The sequence below is a fragment of the Frankia sp. CeCAU1 genome (genome assembly GCF_977971845.1).
This window is the reverse complement of record NZ_CDWWXA010000044.1, coordinates 1709-14635: the sequence shown is the minus strand read 5'-3', so window position 1 is coordinate 14635 and position 12927 is coordinate 1709. Positions and strand designations below refer to the sequence as shown.

General features: G+C 71.4%; 9 protein-coding genes. 5 read left to right on the top strand and 4 right to left on the bottom strand.

The features are described 5' to 3' along the window. The first annotated feature begins 164 nt into the window (after window positions 1–164). Window positions 165–911 (top strand): hypothetical protein, encoded by a 747-nt coding sequence (locus AC08OO_RS10355; protein ID WP_476609722.1) that lies wholly within the window; start codon window positions 165–167, stop codon window positions 909–911. Here the strand turns inward: AC08OO_RS10355 and AC08OO_RS10350 are convergent. Beyond that, a complete protein-coding gene (locus tag AC08OO_RS10350; protein WP_476618453.1) occupies window positions 901–2157 on the bottom strand; it encodes a glycosyltransferase 87 family protein in 1257 nt (418 codons plus the stop codon). The two genes, AC08OO_RS10355 and AC08OO_RS10350, sit on opposite strands and share 11 nt — an antisense overlap. Before the next feature lie 513 nt (window positions 2158–2670). Here AC08OO_RS10350 and mptB point away from each other — a divergent pair. After that, entirely contained in the window at window positions 2671–4125 is a 1455-nt protein-coding gene (gene mptB, locus AC08OO_RS10345) for a polyprenol phosphomannose-dependent alpha 1,6 mannosyltransferase MptB (RefSeq protein ID WP_476618452.1), read from the top strand. Window positions 4126–4176: 51 nt separating this feature from the next. Here the strand turns inward: mptB and AC08OO_RS10340 are convergent, their stop codons facing one another. The 3 genes from AC08OO_RS10340 to AC08OO_RS10330 all read right to left on the bottom strand — a co-directional run bounded on the left by AC08OO_RS10340 (window position 4177) and on the right by AC08OO_RS10330 (window position 7326). Next, window positions 4177–4650: a VOC family protein gene (locus AC08OO_RS10340; protein WP_476609719.1), complete on the bottom strand. Its 474-nt coding sequence runs from the start codon at window positions 4648–4650 to the stop codon at window positions 4177–4179. A gap of 84 nt (window positions 4651–4734) precedes the next feature. Then, the gene (locus AC08OO_RS10335) at window positions 4735–6324 is read right to left on the bottom strand and encodes an FMN-binding glutamate synthase family protein (RefSeq protein WP_476609718.1); all 1590 of its coding nucleotides are present in this window, start codon (window positions 6322–6324) and stop codon (window positions 4735–4737) included. A gap of 486 nt (window positions 6325–6810) precedes the next feature. Beyond that, window positions 6811–7326: an SLOG cluster 4 domain-containing protein gene (locus AC08OO_RS10330; protein WP_476609717.1), complete on the bottom strand. Its 516-nt coding sequence runs from the start codon at window positions 7324–7326 to the stop codon at window positions 6811–6813. Between the two features lie 213 nt (window positions 7327–7539). Here AC08OO_RS10330 and AC08OO_RS10325 point away from each other — a divergent pair, with 213 nt between their 5' ends. The 3 genes from AC08OO_RS10325 to AC08OO_RS10315 form a co-directional block, all read left to right on the top strand. After that, window positions 7540–10125, top strand: coding sequence for a glutamate--cysteine ligase (locus tag AC08OO_RS10325; RefSeq protein ID WP_476609716.1), 2586 nt, complete (start codon window positions 7540–7542; stop codon window positions 10123–10125). Between the two features lie 266 nt (window positions 10126–10391). After that, complete coding sequence (locus AC08OO_RS10320; protein WP_476609715.1) at window positions 10392–12176, top strand: N-acetylglutaminylglutamine amidotransferase; 1785 nt, start codon at window positions 10392–10394, stop codon at window positions 12174–12176. Between the two features lie 63 nt (window positions 12177–12239). Further along, on the top strand, window positions 12240–12927 hold a 688-nt coding region (locus AC08OO_RS10315; protein ID WP_476618451.1), incomplete at its 3' end, for a TolB family protein.

Genomic DNA, 12927 nt, shown 5'->3' with positions numbered 1-12927 from the left:
AGCTGTCGGCCCGGTAGAAGACCGTTCCTTCGTGAACGAGGGTCAGCGCGCGGCGCTGAGGGTCCGACAGCCGCGGAGCCTTGCTGGTGTGTGCGTCCATGGGGTCGACGGCGCGGTGTTCGAGGCTCGTACCTCGTCGCTGGCGGACGCGTTCAAGGACATCCGTGGCTACCAGTGAACCGCCGACGCCGCGTCCACCGCGGCTCCCGCGCCCGGCACCACCCCCGTCGGCGCCGATCCCCGGCCGGGGACAGTGGATTCTCACCTGGTTCGGTTCGGCCAAGAACATCGCCGGCTGCACGTGCGCGCTCGCCGGCGCCGGCGCGAGTGCCGCGGGCCTGGTGGACTGGCCGTTCTGGCCGCCGGTCGTCGCGGCGCTCTACGCGATCGGCGCCTTGGTCGCACCGCCGCGCCGCGCCGCGGTCGCGGGCGGTGGGATCGACGTGGATGATCTGCGGGCGACGGTCGAGGCCCAGTACCGGGCCCTGATCGACCGGGCACCGGACGACCGGGCACTCGTCGCCGCCGCCGAGGAGGTCATCGGTGCGCTGCGGCAGGTCCTGGACACCCCGCACCTGCTGCGTCCCGGCTCGCCGGAGACGTTCGCCGTCGAGCGGACGGTCGCCGATTACCTGCCCACCGCGGTGGAGACCTATCTGGGGCTGCCGCGGGCCTACGCCGAGACCCACCGGCTGCCCGACGGCCGTACCCCCCGCGATGTCCTGCTGGCGACGCTGGCCCTGCTCGCCGGTGGGATGCGTGAGGTCACCGAGGCGGCCGCCCGCGGCGACACGGCCCAGTTGCTCGCGCACAGCCGCTTCCTCACCGACCGATTCGGCCCGACCGAGCTCACCCTCCCCGATCCCGCCCGGCCCGACCTGCCACGCATCTCGGGCCCACCTAGCCCCTGACGCCCCGGCGCACCAGGTCCGGATGTCGCATTCTCCGTGATGGGCGGTACAGGTCCCGGCGGCCTGCGACGCGCGCCAGGGTGACCAGGAGTACGACACCGGCGATCACGTAGGCGTTCGTGAGGAGGATGGTCGGGTCGCGGCGGTGCGGCCAGTTCTGGTCGTGTGGCGTGATCCACCAGACGGGGGAGGCCACGAACAACACGTAGCCGGCGAGCGCCGCTCCGACGTACCGGCGTGAGGCTCGGCTGTCGGTGCTGTCGGTGCTGTCGGTGCTGTCGGTGGCGTGGGTGGCGAGCCAGAGCAGCGTCGGCACCGCCCACACCCAGTGGTGACTCCACGAGATCGGCGAGACCAGCAGTCCGGTGACCGCACAGGCGAGCAGGCCCGCGACGGGCTCCCCGCGCCGGTGCAGCCGCACCGCGAGCACCAGCCCGGCGACGGCGACCGCGGCCACCACCAGCCGGTGGATCTGGACGACCGACGCGCCGTCTCCCCAGATCCGGGTCATCGCGCCGGACAGCGACTGGTTGCCGGCGTACGTGACCGAGCCGATCCGGCCCGGATCCGCGAACACCCCGCCCCAGTAGGCGCGGGACGCTGCGGGTGCCAGCGCGAACGCCACGGCATGGGCCGCGAGAAACGTCCCCACCGCTGCGATCGCCACCCGGCGCCGGCCGGCCAGCCACAGGTAGGCCACGAAGATCAACGGAGTCAGTTTCACCGCCGCGGCGAGACCTGTGAGAGCACCGGGTGGCAGTCGGGCGAACGGTGTGGACCGCCGTCCGGGCCCGGCATCGAGCCAGACCGCCAGCATCAGCAGGATGTTGACCTGCCCGAAGATGATGGTGCTGCGAACCGGTTCCGTCGCGAGCGCCGCCACCAGCAGCAGCGGCGGCGCCCAGCGCGAGCCCAGCGCCCGCCCGACCCCGGCGGCCCGCGCGGTGTCGGTCGGCGGGATGAGCCAGGCTCGCAGCCTGGACAGCAGCAGGATGAGTGCCGCGACGGTCAGCGCGGCCCAGACGACCTCAGCCACCCCCAGGGGGATGGCGGCGAACGGCGTGAACAGCACCGCCGCGATCGGCGGGTAGGTGAAGGGCAGGCCGGCCGCCGTACGCACCTGGTAAAGGGCGGACCCGTCCCAGACGGCCTGCCCCCCCAGCCGGTAGACAGCGAAGTCGGTCTGCGGCTGCGGTGCGATCATCACCGCGAGCACCACCAGCGCGGCGACGACGCCCGTGGTCACGACGGGCGCGGTCGGTCGCGCCGAGGCGACCGGCAGCGGTCCCGGGCCTGCCGTCTCCCCGTTGGGGCAGGTGGTAACGGTTGCCGGGACCATGGTTCTCGCTTGCCGCATGCGTTCGGCATAGCACCCCGAGGCGGTCCGCCAGCAGGGAGCCCGGCAGTCACCATCCGCCGTTCATCCCGCCGCCATCCGCCGCCATCCGCCGCCATCCGCCGGTAGCCGCCCGGCGCCGAGGCAGGACACCGCGGGCCGGGCCGGCGCCCGTGGGCTCCGACATCCATACAGGACAGGTATTGTTCACCGGGTGCTCCCGGGCGCGCCGCCTGTTGGCGATGTAGAAACGTCAGGCTTTGTACCGGAATGGACGAGATAGAGTGCGCCGCGCCGCACGGAACCGCCCGACCGGGCGATCCTGCTCGACGCTGTTCGTCGCGCCTCGGTAGGGGCGTCGGCGGACGCCTCGACGGAGGTGTCGTCCTGCTCGCGGGATGTGGGACCGCCGGATCGGTGCTGGTGGTGCTGGTAGCGGGGCGACTGGCCCTGCAGCCCGGAGTCGTGACCCCGTCACGCTGGTTCGGGCTGCTCGACCCGGTGCCGTTCGACCGCCCCTCTCCGCTACCCGCTTTTATGATCATCGGGGTGGCGTTGCTCGTCGGCGCATGGTTCCGGTTGTGCCAGCGCGCGCACCACGGCGACCTGTCGGTCCCGCGGATAGGCCTCGTCATCGGCTTCTGGGCCGTTCCGGTGCTGCTCGGCCCGCCGATCCTCAGCCTCGACGTCTACTGCTACACCGCGCAGGGGACGATGCTCGCCGCCGGGCTCGACCCCTACGCCGCCGGGCCCACCGCGCTCGGCGCCCGTCCCATCCTGCTAGCCGTCGATCCGATCTGGAGATCATCGCTGTCACCCTACGGGCCGGTCGCCCTCGGCTACTTCCGGCTGGTGACCGCGCTTGCGGGCGGTGACGTCCTGCGCGCGGTCCTGCTGCACCGGATCGTCGCGGGGGCGAGCGTCGTCGTGATGGCGGTGTGCGTGGTGCGGGTGTCCTCCGCGGCGCGACGGCCCTGGGCGCTGGCGTTCTGCGCGGGTAGTCCGATCGTGCTGCTGCAGCTCGTCGGCGCGATCCATCTTGAGGCCATCCTGCTGGCGCTGCTCGCCAGCGGCCTGACGGCGGTGTACCGCGGCAGGCCGGTGCTCGGTCTCGTCCTCATCACCGCGGCCGCGCTGGTGAAGTGGCCCGCGGCCCTGGTCGTCGTGGTGGTGCTGGTCTGGCGGTCGGTCGCGGCGGTGAGTGCCGCTACCGCCTCGCCCGCGACCGCGCCCGCGACCGCGCCCGCGGTCGGATCGGGTCGGCGTGCGGCCCGGCTCCGTCGCGCCGCCGCCGTCGCTGGGCGGGACCTCGCCGTCGTGGCGAGCGCCGTCGTGGTGCTCTCGAGTCTGGTACCCGACGGCTTCGGATGGCTGCGCGCCGCGCGGACACCGGCCGCCGGACTGACCCTCTACGCCCCGACCACCTGCCTCGCCGATCTTCTGTCCGCCCTGGCGAGGATGGCCGGATCGGCGATGCGCTTCGAGGATCTGGTGGGACCCACCCGGGCCGCAGGCATGGCCGTCGCCGCCGGGATCTTCGTCTGGCTGCTGGCGACCGTCCGCGACCGCGAACCGCATGCCACCGCCGGGCTGGCACTACTCAGCCTGGCCCTGCTCGGACCCGTCCTCTATCCCTGGTATCTCACCTGGGGCGCCGTGCTCCTCGGCCTGACCGGGCAGGCGCCGCGACGGGTGCTCGGGGCGGTCACCGTGGTCGGCTCGTTCCTGGCCCTGCCGCACTGCGAGCTGTTGTTCGTCGATCACCCGCAGGTCGCTCCCTGGTTCGTCCGGCAGGGGCCGATCGTCCTGCTCGTCGCCCTGACCTGCGGCATCGCCGTGGCCTTGGCCGCCCGGCGTCGTCTCGCCAGCGTGCCCTGAGCGTGGCGACCGTGCCCTGAGCGCGGCGACCGTTGCGTCCGTCGCCGGGCCTCACGCCTCGTCGGCGGCCCGGCGCAACTCCTCGATGTCGAGCTTCGACATCTTCAGCATCGCCTGCATCGCCCGCTGGGACCGGCCCGGGTCGGGATCGTCAAGGAGCTCAGGCAGGGCCGTGGGCACGATCTGCCAGGACAGCCCGTACCGGTCCTTGAGCCACCCACACGGTCCTGCCTCGCCACCGTCGGTCAGCCGGTCCCAGTACTCGTCGATCTCGGCCTGGGAACCGCAGTCGACCTGCAGCGAGATCCCCTCCGAGAAGGTGAACTCGGGTCCGCCGTTCAGCGCGACGTACTCCTGGCCATCCAGCTCAAACCGGACGGTCATGACCGTACCCTCGGGACGGGGCCCGGCCGGGCCGTAGCGGGTGATGTCGACGATCCGCGAGTTCGGGAAGATCGACGTGTAGAATCTGGCCGCCTCCTCGCCCTGAGTGTCGAACCACAGACATGGCGTGATTGCTGGCATCCTCCGGTCCTTCCTGTCTGGATGAGAAGCGCGCGGCCATTTCCCGCACGAGCTTTTCCCGAAGAGCGTCGTGGTACCCCTGGATCAGGGGCGAAAGCGGTCCGGGTCGGCTGCGGCCCAGTCCGCGGCCCAGTCCGCCGGCGGCTCGGCGAGCAGTTCCCCGGGTTCGAGCCACTCGTACAGCTCGGCGTAGCTGCGGGTGCCGGTGTGGGTGACCCGGCGCATCAGCATCCCCGGATGCAGCTGTTCGGGACCGGCGCAGCCCAGCGAGGCGATCATCTGTACCGCCTGGGCCACCGTGGCCTGCTGGTAGCGGCGCACCCGCTCGCCCTTGTCCGCGACGTCCACCGCGCGGGCGCGGCGCGGATCCTGGGTGGCCACCCCGACCGGGCAGGTGTTGGTGTGACAGCGTTGCGCCTGGATGCAGCCGACCGCCATCATCATCGCGCGGGCCGCGTTGGTGTAGTCGGCGCCCTGGGCGAGCCGTTTGACGATGTCCACCCCGGTGGCGATCTTGCCGCTCACCCCGATCCGGACCTGGTCTCGCAGGCCGACGCCGACGAGTGCGTTGTGCACCGTCATCAGGCCCTCGGTGAGCGGAGTACCGACGTGGTCCTCGTACTCCAGCGGCGCGGCGCCGGTGCCGCCCTCACCTCCGTCGACGACGACGAAGTCGGGGGTGATCCCCTCGGCCAGCATCGCCCGGCAGATCGCGAGCAGTTCCCGCCGGGGCCCCATACACAGTTTGAATCCCGTGGGCTTGCCGCCCGCGAGCTCCCGCATCCGGGCGATGAACAGCACCAGTTCCCGCGGAGTCGAGAAGACCCGGTGTCCCGGCGGGCTGACACAGGTCACCCCGGCCGGGACACCGCGGGCCCGCGCGATCTCGGCGCTGACCTTCGCCGCGGGCAGGATGCCGCCGAGGCCGGGCTTGGCGCCCTGGCTCAGCTTCAGCTCGACCATCCGGACCGACGGAAGAGCCGCCTTGTCCTTGAACAGCGCCGGGTCGAAGTCGCCGTCCGCCGTGCGAGCACCGAAGTAGCCGCTGCCGATCTCCCAGACGAGGTCGGCGTGGTAGCGCAGGTGATGCTCGGTGAGACCGCCCTCCCCGGTGTCATGGGCGAAACCGCCCGCCGCCGCGCCGCGGTTCATCGCGAGCACGGCGTTGCCCGATAACGCTCCGAAGCTCATCGCCGAGATGTTGAGCAGCGCCATGTCATACGGCTGGGTGCAGTCCGGGCCGCCGATGCGCACCCGGGGCGGCGGGGTGCCTGGCGCAACCGCCAGTGGCACCGTCGAATGCAGCAGGTACTCGTAGCCGACCGCGTTGACATCGCGCTCGGTGCCGAACGCCTGGTCGCTGTGGATGCCCTTCGCGCGTTCGTAGATGCTCGTCCGGATGTCGCGGTCGAACGGGCGGCCGTCGTAGTTGCGTTCGATGAAGTACTGCTGGATCTCCGGCCGGATGGACTCCAGCATGAAGCGGAGGTGGCCGAACACCGGGTAGTTCCGCAGGATTGCGTGCCGGCGTTGCGTGACGTCGTGGACGGCCAGGGCGAGCAGGGCGCCGGACACGGCGGCGGCCCCCCACCAGTCCGCCGACCACCACAGCCCGGCGGCGATTGCCGCCGCCATGAGCCCCGCCAGGGCCGGCAGTATCCCGAACGAGAACATCGCGATCCTTCCCTGCACCGGCCCCGTGCGCAGGCTGTGCGCGGGGCCGCGGCCGGCGGAACCCGGCCGATCTGCCTGGACCCGTCGGGTCCGGCGCCTTCGACGCTATACGCCGGACGGTTCACGAGGTGTTCCGCGGCCGCGGGGACATGCAATGGGCGGGAACTCGCAATGGCGAGCGGGCCGTCGGCGAACAGGGTGACTCCCCGTTCACAACAACTTTCACAGCACTCCGGAATGTCGGCCTCTTTCTCTCGGGCATCGGACCACCGGGGCAGCGACAAGGTTCTTGAGCCGGGAGAAAGTTTCACCCTGACTTTCCGCAAGGCGGGATCCTTCCTCCACCGCTGTCGTTTCCACTCGAACCTGGATGACTTCAACCAGCCGGTCGCACCTGGGCCGGAGGGCGGCATCCAGGACGCCAACGGCAACTTCGGAACGCCTATGATGGGGGTCATAACCGTGTCGGACAAAAAGCGGTAGACGTCATCGAGGGCCGGCATCATTGAGGTGTGCTGGAAGGAGCGGCACCACATCGTCAACATCCTGGACCGGGATGACGCTCGGCAGCGATGAATCCCGGGTGTCCACGCTCCAGGTGTCGAGACCGATCACCGTCTTCCCGGTCCGGAGCGCGAAGGAGATCTCACTGCGCGTTCCCCAGCTTCCGCCGACGGCGACCAACGCATCGCTGCCGCGGACGAGCAGGCCGTTGCGCAGCTCGCCCATCCCGGTCCGGAGGCTGACGGTGAGATGGTCGTTTCCCCCGTCTCGGGACAGGCCCGGCAGCAGCCCGATCGTCGTCCCGCGGCACCCGTCCGTCCCGCGGCACCCGTCCGTCCCGCGGCACCCGTCCGTCCCGCGGCACCCGTCGATCCTCCCGCCGGTGAGCCGGTCGGGCGACCGCGCGCCGCATCGGACACGCCGAGCCCTGCACGCTTCGTCACGTTTTATCGAGGCCCGGCGGGATAGTAGAGACCCTGGTGGGCCTGCCGGCCCCACCAGCAGGGCCGACAGGCCGGACGGACGGGTCGGACGAGAGTGGCCGCGCGGGTGGGCCGGGCTAGGTGTCGGGTGAGGTGCCGGGTGGCGGCCGGTACCCGACGACGACAAGGGCGGGGGTGCAGGTCCGTGGCGAGTAGTGCGGGATTCTTCCCGAGGCGGGTCATATCTGTGACACGCATGCGTAACCGGCCGGCCGTAGCGTAGCCCGCCATGAGCGACGCACGAATCGTGGCCGTCGGCGTCGAGGAGGAATTTCACATCCTCGATCTCACCACCCGTCAGCTCGTTCCCAGGGCCGAGGAGGTCCTCCGTCGACTCGACGGGGACTCGTTCTCTCCAGAGCTATTGAAATCGGTTGTCGAGACGAACAGTCAGCCGACGGCGGATCTGCTGGAGCTGCGGACGAACCTGCTCGATCTGCGGCGGCGACTCGCGGAGGTGACCGGCGAGCTCGGGCTCGGGCCGGCCGCTGCGGGCACCGTGCCGATCGTGGACATGGATCTGCTCGACGTCTCCCGGGACGACCGTTACGAGCAGATGACCGAGGACTACCAGATCGTCGCGCGCGAGCAGCTCATCTGCGGCGCCCAGGTGCACGTCGACGTGGCCGACCGCGACCTCGCGATGGCCGTCGTCGCCTGGACCGCGCCGTGGCTGCCGATGCTGCTGGCGCTCTCGGCCAGCTCGCCGTTCTGGATGGGCGCCGACAGCGGCTACGCGAGCATGCGCACGCTGGTGTGGCAGCGCTGGCCGACCGCGGGGGTCGCCGGGTCCTTCCGGACCGCCGCGGAGTACGACCGGCTCGTGGCAGACCTGATCAGGTCCGGGGTGATCAGCGACCCGGGGATGGTCTACTTCGACGTCCGCCCGTCGGCCCACCTGCCCACCGTCGAGGTGCGCATCTGCGATGCCTGCCCGGACGTCGACAACGTCATCCTTATCGCCGGGCTGTTCCGGGCGCTGGTGTGCCAGGCCATCGAGGAGATCGAGGCCGGCGGCCAGGCCCCGCCGCCACGCGCGGAGCTGCTGCGCGCGGCGACCTGGCGGGCGGCCCGGTCCGGCCTGGAGGGCGACCTCGTCGACATCCTCGGTGCCGGCCCGATACCGGCCCAGGCCATGCTGCGCCGGCTGCTCACCGAGGTCCGCCCGCAGCTCGAACGGTTCGACGACTGGGAGCTCATCGACAACCTGGCCGAACAGGCCGTCGGCCGGGGCAGCTCGGCGCACCGCCAGCGCCGGGCCTTCGCCCGTCGGGGTCTGCTCACCGACGTCGCGGATCTGGTGCTGGCCGAGACCCGCGACGTCCCGCCCGCGGGGGCGGCGGCCGCGCTGGGGAGCGCGCCCGCTGTGTCCGCCTCCGACCAGATCGCGCCGCGGCTGCTCGAACGCTACCAGCCGATCGGGTACGACGAGATCGTCGACGCCCGCGGCGCGGTCCGTCCCCAGTACCGGGCCGTCATGCGCACCTTGGAACGGCTCGGCCCGGGCATCCTCGACGAACGGGTCGGGACGCGCGAGGCCGAGCAGAACGACCGGGGGATCGTCTTCCGGGCCTCGGGGGACTCCGCCAGTCGTCCCTTTCCGTTCGATCTGGTCCCGCGGATCATCGCCGCCGACGACTGGACGACCCTGACGACCGGACTGAGCCAGCGGGTCCGGGCCCTGGAGGCGTTCCTGCACGACATCTACGGCGAGCGGGCGGCCGTCGCCGACGGGATCGTGCCGGCCTGGGTGGTCAACGACGCGCCGAGCCTGCGCCACGGCGGTCGCGCCGTCGGCCCGGACGCCATCCGGGTGACCGTCGCCGGCATCGACCTGGTCCGCGGCGGCGACGGCGGCTGGCTGGTGCTGGAGGACAACCTGCGCGTCCCGTCCGGTATCGCCTACGCCATGGAAGGCCGGCGGCTCGCCGAGTCGGTGCTGCCGGAGCTCGGTCCGCCGGCCGGCATCCTGCGGCTGGACGGCATACCCGCCCTGCTGCACGAGGCGCTGGCCGCGGCGGCCCCGGCCGCGGCCGCGGGGGAGCCGGCGGTGGCCGTGCTGACTGGCGGGAAGACCGACGCGGCGTACTTCGAGCATTCCCTGCTCGCCGAGAAGATGGGCGTTGCGCTGGTGGAACCGGCGGATCTGCTGGTCGACGACAACGACGTCGTCCACCGGATCGACGGCTCCCGGCGGTGCCGCGTCGACGTCCTCTACCGCCGGATGGACGAGGACGACCTGTTCGGCGCCCTCGGAGCCGACGGCACCCCGCTGGGGCTCCCGCTGCTGCGCGCGATTCGGGCCCGCCGGGTCGGCATAGCGAACGCTCTGGGTAACGGGGTGGGTGACGACAAGGTCGTCTACGCCTACGTCCCGCGGATGGTCACCTACTACCTGGGCGAGCAGCCGGTGCTCGACGACGTGCCGACCTATGTCTGCGGCGACCCGGAGCAGTGTGAACACGTGCTGGACAACCTCGATCAACTGGTGGTGAAACCGGTCGACGGGTATGGCGGGTCCGGCGTGGTCATCGGGCCGCACGCCGAGCCCTACCGGCTTACCGAGGCCCGCGAGCGGATCCTGGCCAATCCCCGGCAGTGGATCGGCCAGGAACTGGTGTCGCTGTCGACCCATCCGACCTGGCATGACAGCCATCTCGAACCCTGCGCGGTGGATCTGCGGGTCTTTGTCTACGCCGGGCGGGAGCCGCGGGTGGTGCCCGCAGCGCTCAGCCGGGTGGCGCCTCCCGGCAGTCTGATCGTCAACTCCTCGCAGGGCGGGGGATCCAAGGACACCTGGATTCCCCGCCGTTAGCCGGTGGTTCCCCGCCGTCAACCTTTCCGTGGACGATACTCTCCGTAGTCGGATCCAGGGCGACCCGGTTTTCCGTCGCGGGGTGCTCCGTCGCGGGGTGCACTGCGGTTCCGCGCGGGTTGGCGACCGAGGGAGTTGGCAACATCGCGGACACTGTTGTGAAATCTCCGTCCTCGAAAGTGAGATCGTAGTCAACGGCTGCGGTACCGGGAAGGAAGCCTCGGGGAATGGATCTCGCCTGACCTCATCGATCGACGGGAGCGCACATGTGCGGGCTGAGTGGCGAGCTGAGATTCGATGGCCGGGGAGCGAACGTCGACGCGGTGGTGCGGATGACCGCGACGATGGTGCCGCGGGGCCCGGACGGCGTGGGAGTATGGTCCGCCGGCCCGGTCGCGTTCGGGCACCGTCGCTTGAAGATCATCGATTTGTCCGAGTGCGGTGCCCAGCCCATGGTGGACAACGAACTCGGCCTGACCACGGTGTTCAACGGGTGCATCTACAACTATCAGGAGCTGCGTGACGAGCTGATCGCGGCAGGCTACCGCTTCTTCTCCACCTCCGACACGGAGGTGATCGGCAAGGCGTACCACCGGTGGGGGAGACGCTGCGTCGACCACTTCGCCGGGATGTTCGCCTTCGCCATCGCCGAGCGGGACAGCGGACGGCTGATCCTCGCCCGGGACCGGCTCGGCATCAAGCCGCTCTACCTCACCGGGAACAGCGAGCGCCTGCGGTTCGCCTCCACCCTGCCGGCCCTGCTCGCTGGCGGCGGCGTCTCCTCCGACATCGACCTGGTCGCCTTTCACCACTACCTGTCGTTCCACTCCGTGGTGCCCGCCCCGCACACGATTCTGGCCGGGGTGCGCAAGCTGCCCGCGGCGACCGTGCGGGTGGTGGAGCCGGACGGCACCTCGACCGACGACCTGTACTGGCGTCCCAGCTTCACCCGCGATCCCGCGCACGCGGACTGGACCGCCCGTGACTGGCAGGACGCGATCGCCGAGCGGCTGCGCCTCGCGGTGCGCCGCCGGATGGTCGCCGATGTTCCGGTCGGCGTGTTGCTGTCCGGTGGGCTGGACTCCAGTCTGATCGTCGCGCTGCTCGCCGAGGCGGGGCAGAAGGATCTCGCGACCTTCAGCGTCGGGTTCGAGGCCGTCGGCGGCGAGCCCGGCGACGAGTTCGTCTACTCCGACGTCATCGCCCGGTACTTCGACACCGACCACCATCAGATCCGGGTGCCGGGGACGAGGCTGCTGCCCGCCGTCGACGCGGCCGTCGCCGCGATGAGCGAGCCGATGGTCAGCCACGACTGCGTGGCCTTCTACCTGCTCTCCCAGGAGGTCTCCCGGCACGTCAAGGTCGTGCAGTCGGGGCAGGGCGCCGACGAGGTCTTCGCCGGGTATTCCTGGTATCCGCCGCTGGCCGGTGTTGGGCGGACCGACGCCGTCGACGCCTACCTGCGGGTCTTCGCCGACCGACCGCACCGGGACCTGCCCGCGATGGTGGAGCCGCACCATCTCATCGAGGCCGATGCCAGCCGGCACTTCGTCGCCTCCCACTTCGCCCGGCCGGGCGCCGAAACCGCCGTCGACGCCGCGCTGCGCATCGACTCGACAATCATGCTCGTTGACGACCCCGTGAAACGGGTTGACAACATGACGATGGCCGCGGGGCTTGAGGCCCGCACCCCGTTCCTCGACCACGAGTTGGTCGAGCTCGCCGCCGCCTGCCCGCCGGAGCTGAAGCTCGCCTCCGGTGGCAAGGGTGTGCTCAAGAACATCGGCCGCCCGCTGATGCCGGTCGACGTCATCGACCGACCCAAGGGGTACTTCCCGGTGCCGGCGATCCGCCATCTCGACGGGCCGTTCCTGGACCGGGTGCGCGAGGCGCTCACCGATCCGGCGGCGAAGGCGCGGGGCCTGTTCCGGCCGGTGTGGGTCCAGACGATGCTCGCCGCCCCGAACGACAACCGCACGGCGCTCGGCGCGAACGCCCTGTGGCAGGCCGCGCTGCTCGAGATGTGGCTCCAGACCCACACGGCCGCATGATCTACGTACATCGCACGACCCACGTACATCGCACGACCGAGTCGCATGATCCCTTGGAGTGACATGATCCGACCCGCGGTGGTGGCGCAGCCGGTGGTGGGACGGCCGGTGGTGGCGCAGTCGGTGGTGGCGCACACCGTCGACTCCGGGCGTCCCGGCGATCTGTCCGACGCTTGGGTCGCGGCGGCGAGCTGTCGCGCACCGAGTACCGGCCCGCATGGTCGACTCGCCTTCGTCGGCGATCGCGGCGGCGCCCCCGCGCTGTGGATCCGGGACCCGGACGGCCGGGAGCGCCCGGTTGACACCGGCCCCGGTCATGTCCGGGCGGTCCTGTGGTCGCCGACCGACGACCGGATCGCCGTCCACGTCGCGCCGGGCGGCGGGGAGCTCACCGAGGTCCGGACCGTCCGGGCGGACGGCGGTGACCTGCGCCACCTGGCCGGCGGCGGGAGGCGGGCCGCCACCCCAGCCCGCTGGACCGACGACGGCCACGGCCTCGTCGTGACCGAGTCAGACCGCTCCGATCCGTCCGGCCGCACCGCCGCGGTGCTGATCGACTCCGACGGGCGACGGACCCGCCTCGCAGCCGGAGTGGCGCTGCAGGTGTGCGACGTCGTCGCTCTCCCCGACCCCGCGCCGGACGGGACGAGGAGCGGCGGTCCGGGGCGGGGCCCGGCCGGTGGCGGGTACCGCCTGCTGCTGCGGGAGGGCCCCCGTGGCGTCCGGCGGGTGCTCGTGGTCGACACCATGA